Annotated in this window: 16 protein-coding genes; 7 read left to right on the top strand and 9 right to left on the bottom strand. The window is 71.2% G+C overall.

The genetic code is table 11. The annotated features are described in order from the left end of the window. Window positions 1-10: 10 nt before the first annotated feature. From ELY19_RS19470 to ELY19_RS19455, 4 genes are all read right to left on the bottom strand, one after another. A complete protein-coding gene (locus tag ELY19_RS19470) occupies window positions 11-193 on the bottom strand; it encodes an SCO6045 C-terminal-like domain-containing protein (protein ID WP_126197698.1) in 183 nt (60 codons plus the stop codon). Beyond that, entirely contained in the window at window positions 190-1,056 is an 867-nt protein-coding gene (locus ELY19_RS19465) for an MbnB/TglH/ChrH family RiPP precursor modification enzyme (RefSeq protein WP_126197697.1), read from the bottom strand. The genes ELY19_RS19470 and ELY19_RS19465 overlap by 4 nt, the downstream gene beginning before the upstream one ends. After that, on the bottom strand, window positions 1,053-1,967 hold the full coding sequence (locus tag ELY19_RS19460) for a TIGR04222 domain-containing membrane protein (RefSeq protein WP_126197696.1): 915 nt from the start codon (window positions 1,965-1,967) through the stop codon (window positions 1,053-1,055). Before ELY19_RS19460 ends, ELY19_RS19465 begins: the two co-directional genes overlap by 4 nt. A 99-nt stretch (window positions 1,968-2,066) precedes the next feature. Next, complete coding sequence (locus ELY19_RS19455) at window positions 2,067-2,987, bottom strand: TIGR04222 domain-containing membrane protein (protein WP_164711656.1); 921 nt, start codon at window positions 2,985-2,987, stop codon at window positions 2,067-2,069. A 248-nt stretch (window positions 2,988-3,235) separates the two neighbouring features. Here ELY19_RS19455 and mshC point away from each other — a divergent pair, with 248 nt between their 5' ends. Together mshC and ELY19_RS19445 are read left to right on the top strand one after the other, a co-directional pair. Beyond that, a complete protein-coding gene (mshC, locus tag ELY19_RS19450) occupies window positions 3,236-4,480 on the top strand; it encodes a cysteine--1-D-myo-inosityl 2-amino-2-deoxy-alpha-D-glucopyranoside ligase (RefSeq protein ID WP_126197694.1) in 1,245 nt (414 codons plus the stop codon). A gap of 25 nt (window positions 4,481-4,505) precedes the next feature. Continuing rightward, window positions 4,506-4,817 (top strand): hypothetical protein, encoded by a 312-nt coding sequence (locus ELY19_RS19445; protein ID WP_126197693.1) that lies wholly within the window; start codon window positions 4,506-4,508, stop codon window positions 4,815-4,817. Between the two features lie 5 nt (window positions 4,818-4,822). On the opposite strand, the gene ELY19_RS19440 is transcribed toward ELY19_RS19445, so the two are convergent. After that, entirely contained in the window at window positions 4,823-5,686 is an 864-nt protein-coding gene (locus tag ELY19_RS19440; protein ID WP_249337281.1) for a PAC2 family protein, read from the bottom strand. Window positions 5,687-5,739: 53 nt separating this feature from the next. Here ELY19_RS19440 and metH point away from each other — a divergent pair, with 53 nt between their 5' ends. Then, window positions 5,740-9,345 (top strand): methionine synthase, encoded by a 3,606-nt coding sequence (gene metH / locus ELY19_RS19435; protein ID WP_126197691.1) that lies wholly within the window; start codon window positions 5,740-5,742, stop codon window positions 9,343-9,345. Beyond that, window positions 9,345-9,521, top strand: a complete 177-nt coding sequence (locus ELY19_RS23555) for a hypothetical protein (protein ID WP_164711655.1) — start codon at window positions 9,345-9,347, stop codon at window positions 9,519-9,521. The genes metH and ELY19_RS23555 overlap by 1 nt, the downstream gene beginning before the upstream one ends. Window positions 9,522-9,661: 140 nt before the next feature. On the opposite strand, the gene ELY19_RS19430 is transcribed toward ELY19_RS23555, so the two are convergent. Beyond that, window positions 9,662-11,374, bottom strand: a complete 1,713-nt coding sequence (locus ELY19_RS19430) for a bifunctional metallophosphatase/5'-nucleotidase (RefSeq protein WP_126197690.1) — start codon at window positions 11,372-11,374, stop codon at window positions 9,662-9,664. Between the two features lie 84 nt (window positions 11,375-11,458). Between ELY19_RS19430 and ELY19_RS19425 the strand changes: the two genes are divergently transcribed. Then, a complete protein-coding gene (locus ELY19_RS19425; RefSeq protein WP_126197689.1) occupies window positions 11,459-12,121 on the top strand; it encodes an HAD family hydrolase in 663 nt (220 codons plus the stop codon). On the opposite strand, the gene ELY19_RS19420 is transcribed toward ELY19_RS19425, so the two are convergent. Beyond that, a complete protein-coding gene (locus tag ELY19_RS19420; RefSeq protein WP_126197688.1) occupies window positions 12,108-12,488 on the bottom strand; it encodes a hypothetical protein in 381 nt (126 codons plus the stop codon). The genes ELY19_RS19425 and ELY19_RS19420 overlap by 14 nt on opposite strands. A gap of 140 nt (window positions 12,489-12,628) precedes the next feature. Beyond that, complete coding sequence (locus ELY19_RS19415; RefSeq protein WP_126197687.1) at window positions 12,629-14,527, bottom strand: alpha/beta hydrolase; 1,899 nt, start codon at window positions 14,525-14,527, stop codon at window positions 12,629-12,631. 36 nt (window positions 14,528-14,563) lie between these two features. On the opposite strand from ELY19_RS19415, the gene ELY19_RS19410 reads away from it, so the two are divergent. Then, a complete protein-coding gene (locus tag ELY19_RS19410) occupies window positions 14,564-14,827 on the top strand; it encodes a phosphoribosyl-ATP diphosphatase (RefSeq protein ID WP_068525912.1) in 264 nt (87 codons plus the stop codon). Between the two features lie 34 nt (window positions 14,828-14,861). Continuing rightward, window positions 14,862-15,707, top strand: coding sequence for an ATP phosphoribosyltransferase (hisG, locus tag ELY19_RS19405; RefSeq protein ID WP_126197686.1), 846 nt, complete (start codon window positions 14,862-14,864; stop codon window positions 15,705-15,707). A gap of 34 nt (window positions 15,708-15,741) precedes the next feature. Here the strand turns inward: hisG and ELY19_RS19400 are convergent, their stop codons facing one another. Next, window positions 15,742-16,611 carry a thioesterase family protein gene (locus ELY19_RS19400; protein WP_126197685.1) on the bottom strand — a complete coding sequence of 290 codons (870 nt, stop codon included), beginning with the start codon at window positions 16,609-16,611 and terminating at the stop codon, window positions 15,742-15,744. Window positions 16,612-16,627 lie beyond the last annotated feature (16 nt).

Below are 16,627 nucleotides of genomic sequence, written 5' to 3'. Positions count from 1 at the left end.
CGACGGGGCCTCACCCGCGCCGTCGCCACCATCGCCGGCGGCGGGCGTCCTCGGCGTGCCCCGCGTGCGCGTCCCGCTTGTGCCGGCACACCGCGCCCGCGGCGGCGACCTCGTGCGGGTCGAAACCCTCGGGCACCGGGCCGTCGGCGACGAGCGCCCGGACCAGGGCCTCCTGGCGTTCTCGCAGGCTCATGACCACTCCTGTCGCGCGCGGTCGGTGATCGGTGCACACCCGCCCGCCGCGGCGATGGCGTCGAGCTCGTCGAAGAGCTCGCGAGCCGGCGGATAGCGGCCGTCGCGCTCGAGCATGAGCGGCACGTCGACGCGCTCCCGGAGCGCCGTGACCAGCTCGAGTACGTCGTCGTTCACCGGGTCGGTGTGCGTGTCGTGGTAGTGGCCGCCGGCCTCGGAACCGCCCGCGACGTGACTGTAGGCGATCCGGTCGACGGGCAGCCGGGCCAGCTCCTCCTGCGGGTCGAGGCCGCGATTGCGGGCGTTCGCGTACACGTTCGCCACGTCGAGCACGAGCAGGGCGCCCGTGCGATCCAGCAACTCGGTCAGGAACTGCGCCTCCGAGTACTCGTCCTCCGGCCAGCGCAGGAACGCCGCGATGTTCTCCACCGCCAGCGGCACAGGCAGCCCGTCCTGCGCCCTGGTGATGTTGCGGACCAGTACGTCGAGCGCTTCCCGGGTGCGGGGCACGGGAAGCAGATGACCGGCCTCGATCCCGCCCGCGCGCACGAAGGCGATGTGCTCGCTGACGAGTGGCGCGCGAAACGCCTCGGCGCACGCCGCCAGGCGGCGGACGCGTTCCGGCTCCACGTCGTCGGCACCGCCGAGCGAGAGGGCGACGCCGTGCGGCACCAGCGGCACGCCGCGATCACGCAGGTCGACGAGCAGCGGGTCGGGCTCGGCGCGGCCTCGGCGCAGACGGACGGATTCGGCGATCACCTCGCAGAAGCCCGGCCGGAGATCGGCGATGACGCCCGCGATCTCGCGCCGCCAGCCGAGCCCGAGCGGTCCGAGGGCGAGAACGGTGCGGGTCACGGTGCTCATCCTCCGCACCCGCCGCAGCCACCACAACCCCCGCAGCCGCCGCACCCTCCACCGCCGTCCCCGCCGCTCGACGCTCCGCCGCAGGAACCGCCACCGTCGCCCGACGCCTCGGCACTCCCGGCGAGTTCGACGCCGCCCGCGAAGGCCTCGTCGAACTGCCAGAGCGCGGCCGTCCCGAAGACGGCCACCGACAGCCCCACGGCCGCAGGACCGTACGTCGCCCAGGCGGGCTTGCGGGAGGGAGCGAGGTACGCGAGGCGATCCTTCTCGGCTGCGAGGAGTCGCCGCCCGGCGCGCGTCGCACGTTCGACCGACCACAGCTGCGGACAGACGACGACCAGGACGATCACGGACGGGACGAGGACGCCGGGAAGGATGCGGATGTCGGCCGCCGAGTCGGCGAGCACCATCCGGATGAACGCGGTGGCGGCACCTCCGACGGCGGCCGCCGTCACCGGGGCCGCACCCAGTCGCATCCTCCACCGGTCCGTCGCCGAACGCAGGTAGCCCCGGGCGGCGACGCGCTCCTCCAATGCGTCGAGCTCGTCCGCGAGCGCGACGCCGATCTCGTTCACCGTGTACGCCGAGCGGCCGTCGCAGTACGCATGGACGGCCCGGACGAACGGATCGGCACCGGCCGGCAACGGCGGCCGCGTCGTGTTCCCGGCCGCGGGCACGCACCCATCGGCGCGCAGCTCGGCGAGCGCGACGACGACCGGCGCCCGACGGTTCCGGACGCACGCCAGCTCGACCGCGCTGAGCGGCGGATCGACGACGGTGCGCCGCCACGGCGCCGCCGCGAGCCGCCAGACCAGGGCGAGCGCGATGCCACCGAGCAGCAGGAAGAGGTACCACCGGGTCGTGGTGGGGAGCAGCGCTTCGAGGACCGTCTCGAGGGTGGTGCGGGACATGACGTTCACCTCCTGGTGAATGGGTTCGACGGGATCCCGGCACCCTCGCTGCTGAAGGCCCGGTGAAGCGGGTTCGTGACGTCGGAGGCGGCCGGCGGCTCAGCCGCCGCAGCCGCCGCCCCCACCGCAGCCGCTACCTCCGCCACACGACGATCCGCCGCCGCAGGAGGATCCACCGCACGTGAACGCGCTGCCGCAGGACGAACCGGAGCCGCCGCTGCCGGTTCCGCCCGCCACGGCCATCGCCGCGGCGTAGCGGGGGTCGATCTGCCAGAGGGCGGCGGTGCCGAACAGGGCGACGGACAGGCCCACGGCCGCGGCGCCGTAGGTGGCGAAAGCGGGCCGGAGGACCGGCCGCAGGTAATTCGCTCGGGCGCGCTCTGCGGCCAGGAGGCGTCGACCGGCAGGCGTGGTGCGGGGGACCGTGAGCAGCACCGGAAGGACGAACACCGCGGTGACCAGCGACGGCACGAGCACGCAGGGGAGAACCGCATCGGCCGGTGCATGCCGCGCGACGATGAACACGGGCGTGCCCACGATCCCCGCGACGGCGACGGCGGCCACCGGGGCGGCGCTGAACCGGCTCCGCCAGCGCTCGGCGCTGGTGCGCAGGTAGCCGCGCTGCTCGAGGCCCTTCTCCAGCTCGCGCAGGGGGCGCAGCTGGTCGTGCAGGAGCAGGTCGACGGAGAACTGCGAGCCGTCGAGACGATGCAGCATGCGGCGGGTGAAATCGTCGGTGGTCGAGGGCAGCGGGCGGGCGGGATCGGCACGCCCCTCGGCGTCGAGGTGCTCACCCGCCCTGAGCAGGCCCATCGCCGCGAGGAGCGGCGCCTGCCACGACCGCAGGCAGGCGATCTCGGGCACGGTGAGCGGTGGCTGCTCGATCACCGGCCGGCGGACGGCGGTGAGAAAACGCCAGGTCACGCCGAACGCGATCGTGGCGAGCAGGCAGTAGAGGAACCATCGGGACTCGGCGGGGAACAGGCCATCGAGAGCGTTCTCGAATGTATTGCGGGACATGCGATTCACCTCCTGGGGCGACCGGTCGTTCAAGGTTGGGTAAAGCATGGCGGCGGATCGCGCTCCCCGCTAGTCGCGGGGAGCAAGAGTTTCCTGAGAATCCTTGCGGCACAGGATCGCCCCATGTCGGAGGCGGTGTCCGAGGTGTCGGCGATGACCGCGGGGCGGGTTCACCGCCGACGATCGCGGCCCTCGGCCTCGGTCCGGCCCGGAATCCACGCCCGGATGCGGGCGCATAGGGTGGGGGCATGCGTTCCTGGCCGACCCCCACCGTTCCCACCGTGCCCGGACCGTCGGTCCCGCTGCGTCTCTACGACACGTCCGACGCCGCGGTGCGTCCGGTCAACCCCGGCGCGGTCGCCGGGATGTACGTCTGCGGCATCACCCCGTACGACGCCACGCACCTCGGGCACGCCGCGACGTACCTCGCGTTCGACCTGGTCAACCGGGTGCTGCGGGACAACGGTCACGATGTGCACTACGTGCAGAACGTGACCGACGTCGACGATCCGCTGTTCGAGCGGGCCGACCGCGACGGCATCGACTGGCGCGATCTCGGCGCCCGGGAGACGGACCTGTTCCGGGAGGACATGGAGGCGCTCCGGGTGATCCCGCCGCGGGACTACATCGGCGCGGTCGAGTCGGTGGACGAGGTCGTCGAGTACGTCGGGCGGCTCCTGGCGACCGGCTCGGCGTACATCGTCGACGATGCCGAGTACCCGGACGTGTACTACCGCTCGGACGCCACCGAGCAGTTCGGCTACGAGTCGGGTTACGACCGGGCGACGATGGAGACGTTCTTCGCCGAGCGGGGCGGCGACCCCGACCGGCCCGGCAAGCGCGACAGCATCGACCCGATCCTCTGGCGCGCCGAGCGGCCCGGCGAACCGTCGTGGCCCTCGCCGCAGGGGCCCGGCCGCCCCGGCTGGCACATCGAGTGCGCCGCGATCGCCGCGAACCGGCTGGGCGCGACGTTCGACATCCAGGGCGGCGGTAGCGACCTGATCTTCCCGCACCACGAGTACTCGGCGGCGCACGTGGAGGCCGCGACCGGCGAGCGGCGCTTCGCCCGGCACTACGTGCACGCGGCCATGATCGGCCTCGACGGCGAGAAGATGTCCAAGAGCCGCGGCAACCTCGTCTTCGTCTCGAAGCTGCGCCGCTCGGGCGTCGACCCCGCCGCGATCCGCCTGGGCCTGTTCGAGGGCCACTACCGGCAGGACCGCCCGTGGTCCGACGAGGTGCTCCAGCGTGCGCTCTCCCGGCTCGACCTGTGGCGTCGCGCGTTCCGGGCTTCATCGGCTCCCGACGGGGACGAACTGATCGGCCGCGTCCGCCGCTACCTCGCCGACGATCTGGACACGCCGCACGCCCTCGCGGCGATCGACGCCTGGGCCGAGAAGGCCGTCACCGTGGGCGGACCCGACGCGGGTGCGCCGGCCGCCGTGGCGACCGCGGTCGACGCGCTGCTCGGCGTACCTGCCACGGCCTGACAGCGCGACACGATATATTGCGCCTGTGAGGACCGTCAGCGAGCTGGCCCCGGATCTGACCGAGGGCGTGTGGACCGTTCAGACCCGCACGTCCACTTACGTGGTCGATCTGGGGGAGATGACCCTGATGCGCGCGCCCGGCATCGGCGGCGATGCCGAGGACGAGCAGTGGAGCATCAGCTCGCTGCGCCGCGATTCGGAGGACATCCCGCTGCTCGGGATCAAGAGCTGCCGGGTCGGCGAGTCGGCGCAGTTCTGGGTCCGTGCCGCGGATGATCCGGACGTGCGCACCTGGCGCATCACCACGCCGGTCGTGTCGATCGAGCGGATCGGCTAGCACCCTTACGGGCCGGTACCCGGATCCCGCCGCCGCAGGTACTTCTCGAACTCCTCCGCGATGGCGTCGGCGTCGATGTGCTGCTCGACGTCCTGGGCCTCCGCGTCGCCACGCTCCTCGAGTCCCCGGACGTAGTCGGCGACGTCCTCGTCGTCCTCGGTCATCTCGGTCACCGAGGCCTCCCACGCCTCGGCGCGCGTCGGGAGATCACTGAGCGGAACAGCGAGGTCGAGCACCTGCTCCACGCGCTGCAGCAGTGCGACGGTCGCCTTCGGGTTCGGGGGCTGGGACACGTAGTGCGGCACCGCGGCCCAGAACGAGACCGCGGGGAAGCCGGCACGCACGCAGGCGTCCTGGAGGACGCCGGTGATCCCCGTCGGGCCCTCGTAACGGTTCTGTTCGAGCCCGAAGCGCTTCGCGGACTCCGCGTCGTAGCCCGCGCCGGTCACGGGTACCGGACGGGTGTGCGGCGTGTCCGCGAGGAGGGAACCGAGGATGACGACGCTGTCGATGTGCAGCTCGGAGAAGATCGCGAGCAGCTGGTCGCAGAAGGCCCGCCAGCGAAAGTTCGGCTCGGTACCGCGCAGCAGCACCACGTCGCGGTCCGCCTTGGGCGGCCGGCACACCGAGAGGGTGGTCGACGGCCACTCGACGGCGCGCGTCACACCGTCGACCTGCTTGATGATGGGCCGGTTGACCTGGAAGTCGTAGAAGTCGTCGGAGTCGACCTCGGTGATGAGCTGCGCGTCCCAGGTCAGTTCGAGGTGCTCGACGGCGCCCGACGCGGCGTCACCCGCATCGTTCCAGCCCTCGAACGCCGCGATGAGGACCGGGCGGTCGAGCTTCGGGAAGGACGTCACTTCGATCAGAGTACGCGCCGGTCGTGAGGATTCGATTTGCCCGCACCCACTACCCTGGGACTATGACCCGTACGCATCAGCAGCCGCTGCAGTCGAGTTTCCTGGAGGCGGCCTCGAGCCGTGTTCTCATAGGCGACGGTGCGATGGGCACGATGTTGCAGGCAGCGGACCTGTCCCTGGACGATTTCCTGGGGCTGGAGGGCTGCAACGAGATCCTCAACGACACCCGTCCGGACGTCTTGGAGGAGATCCACCGCGCGTATTTCGCGGCGGGAGCGGACGCGGTGGAGACCAACACCTTCGGGTGCAACCTGTCGAACCTCGGGGACTACGACATCGCCGACCGGATCCGCGAGCTGTCCGAGAAGGGTACGGCGATCGCGCGGAGGGTGGCGGACGAGTTCGCCGCGGACGGCACGCCGCGGTTCGTGCTGGGCTCCATCGGCCCCGGTACGAAGTTGCCCACGCTGGGACACACGTCCTTCGCCGTGATCCGGGACGCGTACGCGGAGGCCGCGCGCGGCATGCTCGACGGCGGTGCCGACGCCTTCCTCATCGAGACGTGCCAGGACATCCTGCAGTCGAAGGCCGCCGTGCTCGGCTGCCAGGTGGCGATGGAGGAACTGGGCCGGCGCATCCCCGTCATCGTCCACGTGACGGTCGAGACCACGGGCACCATGCTGCTCGGCTCCGAGATCGGTGCCGCGCTCACCGCGCTGGAGCCCCTGGGGATCGACATGATCGGCCTGAACTGCGCGACCGGCCCCGCCGAGATGAGCGAGCACCTGCGGCACCTGTCGCGGCATTCGACGATCCCGGTGTCGGTCATGCCGAACGCCGGCCTGCCCGTGCTGGGCAAGAACGGCGCGGAGTACCCGCTCACCCCGGAGGAACTGGCGGAGGCCCTCTCGGGTTTCGTCGGCGAGTTCGGCCTGAGCTTCGTGGGCGGCTGCTGCGGCACCACCCCCGAGCACATCCGTCAGGTCGCCGAGGCCGTGCGCACGGTCGAGCGTGCCGGGCGCGCGCCGCAGACCGAGAGCGCGATCAGTTCGCTCTACACGTCGGTGCCGTTCGCCCAGGACTCGTCGATCCTCATGATCGCGGAGCGGACGAACTCGAACGGCTCCAAGGCCTTCCGCGAGGCGATGCTCGCCGGTGACCACGACAAGTGCGTCGACATCGCCAAGGACCAGATCCGCGACGGCGCGCACATGCTCGACCTCAACGTCGACTACGTGGGCCGCGACGGCGCCGCCGACATGGCCGCGCTCGCCGCCCGGCTCGCGACCGCGTCCACCCTGCCGATCATGATCGACTCCACCGAGCCCGCGGTCATCACGGCGGGCCTGGAGCACCTCGGCGGCCGCTGCGCCGTCAACTCGGTGAACTACGAGGACGGCGACGGGCCCGAGTCGCGCTTCACCAAGATCATGGAGCAGGTCGTCGCGCACGGCGCCGCCGTGGTGGCGCTGACCATCGATGAGGAGGGCCAGGCCCGCACCGCCGAGTGGAAGGTCCGGATCGCCGAGCGGCTCATCGCGGATCTGACGGGCAACTGGGGGCTGTCGCTCGACGACATCATCATCGACCCGCTGGTCTTCCCCATCTCCACGGGCCAGGAGGAGGTCCGACGGGACGCCCTCGAGACCATCGAGGCCGTCCGGATCCTGCACGAGAAGTACCCGAGCCTGCACTTCACCGTCGGCCTGTCGAACGTGAGCTTCGGCCTCAACCCGGCCGCGCGGCAGGTCCTGAACTCGGTGTTCCTGCACGAGCTCACCGAGGCCGGGCTGGATTCGGCGATCCTGCACGCCTCGAAGATCCTGCCGATGAGCAAGATCCCCGACGAGCAGCGGGAGACGGCACTGGACCTGGTCTACGACCGCCGCGGCCTCGACGGCCTGCGGTCCGGCGGCGACCCCGACTACAACCCCCTGGCCAAGCTCATGGCCCTGTTCGAGGGCGTCTCGGCGGCGTCGGCGCGCGAGTCGCGCGCACAGGAGCTCGCGAAGTTGCCGCTGTTCGAGCGCCTCGAGCGCCGCATCGTCGACGGTGAGCGCGAGGGACTGGACGCCGACCTGGACGCGGCGCTCGAGGAGAAGCCGGCGCTGTCGATCATCAACGACACGCTGCTCAGCGGTATGAAGACGGTCGGTGAGCTGTTCGGTTCGGGCCAGATGCAGCTGCCCTTCGTGCTGCAGTCCGCCGAGGTGATGAAGGCGGCGGTCGCCTACCTCGAGCCGCACATGGAGAAGTCCGACGACGACGCGGGCAAGGGCCGGATCGTGCTCGCGACGGTCAAGGGCGACGTCCACGACATCGGTAAGAACCTCGTCGACATCATCCTCTCCAACAACGGCTACGAGGTCGTCAACATCGGCATCAAGCAGCCGATCGCCGCCATCGTGGAGGCCGCGGAGGACAAGCACGCCGACGTCATCGGCATGTCCGGGCTGCTGGTGAAGTCCACCGTCGTGATGAAGGAGAACCTCGAGGAGCTCAACACCCGCGGTCTGGGGGAGAAGTACCCGGTGCTGCTGGGCGGCGCCGCACTGACCCGCGCCTACGTCGAGAACGACCTCGCCGAGGTGTACGCGGGCGAGGTCAGCTACGCCCGCGACGCGTTCGAGGGCCTGCGGCTCATGGACGACATCATGGCGCTCAAGCGCGGCGAGGGCCCGGACCCGGACAGCCCCGAGGCTATCGCCGCGGCGGAGAAGGCCCGCGAGCGCAAGGAGCGGCACGCCCGCAGCCGCCGCATCGCCGAGAAGCGCAGGGCCGAGGCCGCGCCCGTCGTGGTGCCCGAACGCTCCGATGTGGCGCAGGACTTCGAGGTCGCCACCCCGCCGTTCTGGGGCACCCGTGTGGTCAAGGGCATCGCGATCGGCGAGTACGCGTCGCTGCTCGATGAGCGCGCCCTGTTCTTCGGCCAGTGGGGCCTGCGCGGCGCCCGCAAGGGGGAGGGACCGTCGTACGAGGAACTGGTCGAGACCGAGGGACGGCCCCGGCTGCGGTACTGGCTCGACAAGCTCAAGGCCGAGAAGATCCTCGACCACGCCGCCGTGGTCTACGGCTACTTCCCGGCGGTGAGCCACGGGAACGTCATCGACGTGCTGGAGTCACCGGAACCCGATGCGCCCGTGCGCTACTCGTTCGAGTTCCCGCGGCAGCAGCGCGGACGGTTCCTGGCGATCTCGGACTTCATCCGCGACCGCGACACGGCCGTCGCGCGGGGCCAGGTCGACGTCCTGCCCTTCCAGTTGGTCACCATGGGGCAGCCGATCGCCGACGCCGCCAACGAGCTGTTCGCGGCGAACAGCTACCGCGACTACCTCGAGCTGCACGGCATCGGCGTCCAGCTCACCGAGGCCCTCGCGGAGCGTTGGCACCAGCGGGTGCGGCAGGAGCTGATCCTGCCCGGCGGCCGCACGGTCGCCGACACGGATCCGGCGGCGGTCACCGACTTCTTCGACCTCAAGTACCTCGGCGCGCGCTACAGCTTCGGCTACGGCGCCTGCCCCGATCTCGAGGACCGCGCGAAGATGGTCGACCTGTTGCAGCCCGAGCGGATCGGTGTCGTGCTGTCGGAGGAGCTCCAGCTGCACCCGGAGCAGTCCACCGACGCCTTCGTCCTCACCCACCCCGAGGCGAAGTACTTCAACACCTAGTGGACGACTACAGGCTGCACCTGCAGGCCGGCGAGCCGGGCGAGGAGGGCGCCTGGTTCTGGCGTCTCGACGACGCCGCCGGCCTGCAGATCGCCGCGTCATGGGCCGCGTCGCTCGCGGACGCCCTCGACGCCGTGAAGCGGGTGTCCGCGGACCTGGGCCTCGACGACGGCTGAGCGCGGGGCCGATCGGCGTCAGCGCAGTGCGGCCAGGTCGACCACGAGAGGGTGTGCACCGTCGACCACGGTGCGCCCCGTCATCGTCGGCCCCTCGTACGCGCAGTCCACCGTGCGCGCCGACTCCGGCGAGATCATCGCTACAGCTTCGTGATCCGGCTGGTGGGCACCTTCAGCTCCGGAGTGGCCTGCAGGTACTTCTCCAGGGCATCGAGGTCGATGCCGCCGACCGTGAGGTCGGTGGACCGGGTGAAGACGCTGAAGCCGTCGCCGCCCGCGGCGAGGAAGTTGTTCGTGGTCACCCGGTACTTCGCGACCGGGTTCAGTGGCTGGTCGCCGACCTTGACGCTCTCGCGCACCACCTTCCGGTTCGGGGCGCCGTTCGGGTCGTAGCTGTACGTGATTCCCGACGGTGCCAGGATCGTCGTCTTGGCGGGGTTCTGCCACTGCTGCTCGAGGAGGTCGATGATCTCCTGGCCGGTGAGCGAGACGGTGACGACCTGATTGCCGAAGGGCTGCACCGTGTACGCGGCGCCGTACGTGACGTCGCCGCCCTTGAGGTCGGCGCGGACGCCGCCCGGGTTCATGAGGGCGATCTGCCCCGCGGCCTCGTTGGGCGGGCGAGTGGTGAACAGCATCGCATCGGCGATGACGTCGCCGAGCGGGGAGTCGCCGCCGGGGAAGGGCTCCCGCTTGAGATCCGTGGGGATCCTCCCGATCACCCGGTCGGCACGGGGCTTGGCCTCCTTCTCGTAGAACTCGACGAGTCGCTGGGTGGCGGCGTCGGCGGGGAGGTCACGACGCACCACGCGGTTCACCGCCGTCGCCTTCGCCGCGGGACCGCTGAAGTCGAGGGTGATGTCGGTGATGAGGCGGCCGTAGGAGGCGGCCTGCGTGACGGTGCGGCCGTCGATGGTGCAGGTGTAGGCCTGGTGGGAATGCGCAGTGACGAGCGAGGTGACGGCCGGGTCGATCCGCTTCGCCAGGTCCGGCACCGGCGCGGAGACGTCGTTGCACGCGTTCGGGTCGGCCTCGCCCGATCCCTTCTGCGCCCCGCCGTCGTGCATGGTCGCGACGATCGCCTGTGCGCCGGCGGCCTTGATCTCGGGGACGTACTTGTTGATCGCCTCGGCCTCGTCGCCGAAACTGTAGCCGCGCACGCCCTCCGGCGCGACGATGGTCGCGGTCTCGGGCGTGACGGTGCCGATGACGGCGATCTTCTTCCCGCCGACCTCGAACATCTTCCACGGCACGGTGCCGGGCGGGAGCTGGCCCTGCTCGTTGGTCACGTTCGCGGCGAGGTACTGGTACGCGGCGCCGGTGAAGGGCTCGCCCGGCTCGCACCCCTGCGGCGCGCAGCCGCCCTTCTGCAGCCGCTCCAGCTCGATGGTGCCGTGATCGAATTCGTGATTGCCCACCGAGCTCGCCTGCAGGCCCACGGAGTTGAGGAACTTGACCGTCGGTTCGTCGCGGAAGAGCGCGGAGACCAGGGGGCTCGCGCTCACGAGATCGCCCGCTGCGACGGTGAGGTTGTTCGGGTACTGCTTCTTGAGCCGCTGCAGGGCGGTGGCGAAGTAGGCCGCGCCGCCGGCCTCCTGGCCGCCGATCTTGCCCGTGGAGCCGGTGGGCGGCTGCAGGTTGCCGTGGAAGTCGTTGAACGCCAGCAGGTGCACCTGGTCCGGGTTCGCGGCCGGCAGGTCGTCGACGCCGGGCACCGTGAAGCTCGCCTTCGAGGTCGACGACGCCGCGCCGGAGGACGACGGCCCCGCCTCGTTCCCGGAGGTGCCGCAGCTCGCGAGGAGCGCCGCGGTCGCGGTGAGGGCCAGGGCGGCGGACAGACGACGATTGCGCATGGCACGAATTCGAACACAGGCAGCCATCGTTCGGATGACGAATGAATTAACACCCCGTGCGCGCGCCGACTTAGGGTGTTCGGCATGACCTCCCCGTCACTGCCCGCCGCGGTCCTCTTCGACATGGACGGCACCCTCCTCGACTCCGAGAAGCTCTGGGACATCGCCGTCGCCGAGTTCACCCGCGACCTGGGCATGGAGATCACCCCGGAGGCGCGCGAGTCGACGCTGGGCAACGCCACCGCGGACGCGCTGCGCAAGCTCTTCGACTTCGCGCAGGTCCCGGAGGCGGACCGCGACTACGCCGGGGCGGAGCGGTGGGTCTCGAACCGGGTCGTGGAACTGTTCGACGGCGGGATCCCGTGGCAGCCCGGCGCACGTGAGACCCTGGACCTCCTGGCCGCGGCCGATGTCCCGCTGGTCCTGGTCACCAACACGATCCGCGAGGTCACCGAGCACGCACTCGGTACCCTCGGGCGCGACCGATTCGTGGCCACCGTCTGCGGTGACGAGGTGCCCAGCCCCAAGCCCGCGCCGGACCCGTACCTGCGCGGCGCGGCACTGGTGGGCTTCCCGGCGGCCGACTGCGTCGCCGTCGAGGACTCGCCGACGGGCTCGCGCTCCGCGCTCGCCGCGGGTTGCACGGTCCTCACCGTCGGTCCCGAACCGGTGCTCGACGGTGCGCGTCACCTCGGCACGCTGACGGGCGCGGCGCTGGTGGACTTCGCGCCGCTCAGCCGACGCTGAACGCGGCGTCCCCCGACCGGCAGGTGGCGGGCCCGCGCCCCTCGGCCGCGGTGCACCGCCAGCCTCCCGTCTCGAGGGTGACCGGCTGACCGTCGGCGTGGGAGACCGCCGCCGCGTAGGCTCGCGCCGCCCGGAGCACCCGGACGCAGTTCGCGGAGCCGCTGCGGATCACGACGGGCGCCTCGTCCTGGACCGTGGCGACGGTGCCGCACACGGTGTCGGCGGAGGCGAGTTCGACGCCGTCGGTGGGCTGCGCCGACGGCGCACCGGAGGTTCCCGCGATCGCGGAGAAGCTGACCGAGCTCGCCGCCGAATCGTCCTTCTGCGCCGCGCATCCGGACGCCGCGAGCAGAAGCAGGGCACACATCGCTGACCACCGTCGGTTCATTTTCTGGAAACTAGCGGCGACGGCGCGGTCGCGCTCGCTCAGACCAGCCGAAAGTGCTGGGCATCACGGTGTTCGTGCGGAGAGAGCCCCGCCACGCAGGCGCGGGCGGCGCTCGCGCGCTACTTCTCCGCGCCGTCGATCGCGGCGCTGGCCATCACGGCCATCCGGACTCGCTCCGTATCGGCCGGCGTCCAGTCCGCGGGCGGGAGCACGGCGGCGAAGGCGTCGACCACGGCGGTGCCGTAGTTGTGGCCGTGCCCGTCCGGGACGCCGGCGGCGTTGGCGAGGTCGGCGGTGACCTGCCAGAACGTGACGAACGGGTACCACGCCATCGCCGGGCTACGGTCGCGCCCGGGCGGCTCCCGCAGCCAGTCGGGCTGCCGCAGCATGAGTTCGGGCGACCACCAGACCACCGGATCCGACGGGTGCTGGACGTAGACGATGTGCGGCGCCAGCCATTCCGGACCGCCGCTGCCGCCCTCGCCCGTCAGCGGCCGCCGACCGTCGGTGAAGCGGACGATCAGCCCGTCGGTGTAGGTCGGCAACACCTCGGGGGTGCCCAGGTCGCGCCGGTCGGTGATCGCGGAGTGGATCGGGTTGGCGCGCGGCGGGCCGAGCCAGACGACACCGTCGACCTTGTCCCGGATGTCGGGCAGCCCGGCGAACGCGCCCTCGCCGGCGCGGGTGCCGAGACTCTCACCCATGACCAGGAGTTTCGGGCGCGAACCGACGGGGCGCGCGCGGACGTCCGCCACGACGGCGTCGATGAGCCGTTTGCCGGAGGCGAGGGACGCCTCGCCGTCGGTGACGAAGGAGATCCAGCTGGGCAGGTACGAGTACTGCATGGCGACCAGGGCGACGTCACCGTCGTACATCAGTTCCACCGCCCGGGCGGCCGTCGGGTTCACCCAGCCGGAACCGGTGGTCGGCACGACCACCACGTGCCCCCGGTCGAGGGCGCCGGTGCGGGCCAGCTCCCGATGGAGCAGGGCCACTCGATCCTCGGGGGTTTCCGCGTTCTCGAGACCCACGTACACCCGGACCGGTTCGGTCACGGGGCGCGTGGTGAACCGCGCGATCTCGGCGGCGCGCAATCCGCCCGAGACGAACTTGCGGCCCTCGTTGCCGAGCCCGGACCACCGCGCGGCCGACGCCTCCGAGCCCGAGCGCCAGCTCTCCGCGGGCTGCGGGAACTCGGGCAGCTCCTGGTCGTTGGTCGCCGAGGCGAGGGTGTTGGCGGTCGCGGTGAAGGCACGGAAGCCCACATCGTTGACGGTGAACGCCACCAGCAGGACCACGAGGCCGAAGCCCAGTACCTTCGCGGCGGGCTGCGGCACCCGCAGGTACCTGTTGGCGCGCCGCGCCAGGAACAGTCCCAGATCGCGGAGCACGCGGAAGGTGGAGATCAACGCCGCGGCCACGAGGAAGGCCGCGATCGGCGTGAGCACGTACCAGAGGTTCGAACCGGGAGGCATGCCCATGAGGGCCCGGATATCGTCCTGCCAGCGCTTCGCGGCCACCATCATCGCCAGGCCGCCCACGAGGACGCCGAGCACGATCAGCGCCCGCCAGACCGGTACGAACCGCGCGCGCCGCGGGTCGTCGCGGATCGGGTGCGCACGCACCAGCAGGTCGACGACCACCCACTTGAGCAGGACGCCGATCGCGTAGCCGATCACCGCGTTGATCCCCGAGACGATGCCCTGGAAGAACCAGGACCGCGGGAGCAGCGACACGGTGAGGCTGCTCATGAGGAACAGGCCGCCCACGAACAGCCCCGCGAAGTCGAGATGCAGCAGGCTCCAGGCCCACGCGAGCAACGGATGCCGCGCCGCGAAGTCCTCGTAGTTCTCGCGCAGGAACCGGTCGGGATCCCGCGCGGCGCGCACGAACCGCAGTCGCGCCCGGATCAGGGCCCGGGCGTACCGGTACTGCGTGGCGCCCTTCGCGGGCGGGGTGCCGGGCCCGTCCGTATCCGGGGCCGACGGTGCCGTCGCCTCGGTCGCACTGCCCTCCACACGGACCACTCTAGTTCGCGTGGGACAATGACCTTCGTGAAGACCATGGAGACGCTGTTCGCGGAGTTGGCCACCAAGGCCGAGGAGCGGCCCGCCGGGAGCGGGACCGTCGAGGCGCTGGACCGCGGTATCCATTTCCTGGGCAAGAAGGTGCTCGAGGAGGCGGGTGAGGTGTGGATCGCCGCCGAGCATCAGAGCGACGAGGACCTCGCCGAGGAGGCGTCGCAGCTGCTGTACTGGCTGCAGGTGCTGCTGGTCAAGCGCGGCCTGACGCTCGACGACGTCTACTCCTACCTGTAGCCCGGCACACTCTTTCCCGAAGGATCTGACAGACATGTTGCGGGTCGCCGTACCGAACAAGGGCGCGCTCTCCGAGGCCGCCGCCGCCATCCTCAGCGAGGCGGGATACCGCCGCCGCTCCGACGCGAAGGACCTCACAGTCCTCGACAACGCCAACGAGGTGGAGTTCTTCTTCCTCCGCCCCAAGGACATCGCCCTGTACGTCGGCTCGGGCGAGCTCGACATGGGCATCACCGGTCGCGATCTCGCGCTGGACTCCGGCGCGGAGTTCACCGAGCGCCTCGCGCTGGGCTTCGGCCGCTCCACGTTCCGCTACGCCGGTCCGGCCGGAACCGACTGGACCGTCGCCGACCTCGCGGGCAAGCGCGTCGCCACCTCGTACCCCAACCTGGTGCGCCGCGACCTCGCCGCGCGGGGCCTCGACGCCGAGGTGATCCGTCTCGACGGTGCCGTGGAGATCTCCATCCAGCTCGGCGTCGCCGATCTCATCGCCGATGTCGTGGAATCGGGCCGTTCGCTGCGGCAGAACAACCTCGTGGCCTTCGGCGACTCGCTCTGCGACTCCGAGGGAGTGCTCATCGAGCGGGTGGGCGTCGAGTCCGATCGCGCCCGCGACCAGCTCACCGCGCGACTCAAGGGCGTCGTCTTCGGCCGTCAGTACGTGATGCTGGACTACGACTGCCCGCGCACGCTGCTGGACCGCGCGGTCGCCGTCACGCCCGGCCTGGAGTCGCCGACCGTGGCGCCCATGGCCGACGACGATTGGGTCGCCGTCCGCGCGATGGTGCTCCGCAAGGACGCCAACGGCGTGATGGACGATCTCGCGGAGCTCGGCGCCAAGGCGATCCTCATGACGGACATCCGCAGCTGCCGCTTCTGACCGCCGCCGTCGGGATCCGCCGAGCCGCGCGCCGTCAGCGCGCGGCGACGAGCAGCGTCTGCGCGCCGACGGCGAATGCCCCGGCTCCGTCGTACAGGCGCGAGACGGTCGTGCCGATGCCCTCGCCGCCGACCAACTGGTCGCCGATCAGTCCCACCCAGCCGTCCACGGGCCGCGGCGACCGGTGGAAATGCACCGTCATGTCCATGTTCATCCAGGTCACCGCGGTGGGATCGAGGTAGGCGGAGATGCCGTTCGCGGCGTCCACCACCGAGAACACCTGCACCAGCGGCGACGGCTCCTCGCCGGCGACGAGCGGCATCCGCGCCCGGACCCAGCACTGCTTGACGCCGTCGGGGCCGTCGGGCCCGTCGACGAACTTCCATTCGCAGGCGGCCAGGAATCCCTGGTCCTTGAGGTGCTGGAAGAAGCCGGGCATGACGCCCTGCTCCGCGCCCGCGGGCGGCAGCGCGGGGGAGAGGTCGCGAGCGATGGCCGAGGTGTCCGACGCGGCGAGCGCCCAGGCCTGCGCCCGCGCAACGGTGCGGTACTCCCCGGCGGCGTCGACACAGTCCATCTCCGCGGCGATCAGCGAGATCGTCCGACCGGGCCGCGCGACCCACGCCCGCACCCGGGTCCGGGTGATCGGCACGACGCCGAGCAGGTCGATCGTCACCCGGGAGATGGCGAGCGACGGCGCCGACTGGGCCCGCTCGCTGCGCTCCCGGCGCCCCGCCCCGACCAGCTTCTCCATGGCGCGCACCATGATCGCCGCGGGCGGCGCACCGTGCTGCATGGTGTCGGCCCACACGCTCGCGGTCGACGGCGTGGGGTCGAAGACCTCGTATTCGAACCCGTCCGCGTCGACGGTTCCGGCGGGGTGGAAGAACGCGTTATCGGCCATGTACCAGTCCTACCGA

The organism is Tsukamurella paurometabola, from assembly GCF_900631615.1.
Classification (GTDB): Bacteria; Actinomycetota; Actinomycetes; order Mycobacteriales; family Mycobacteriaceae; genus Tsukamurella; species Tsukamurella paurometabola_A.
This window is presented reverse-complemented; position numbering and strand designations above follow the sequence as displayed.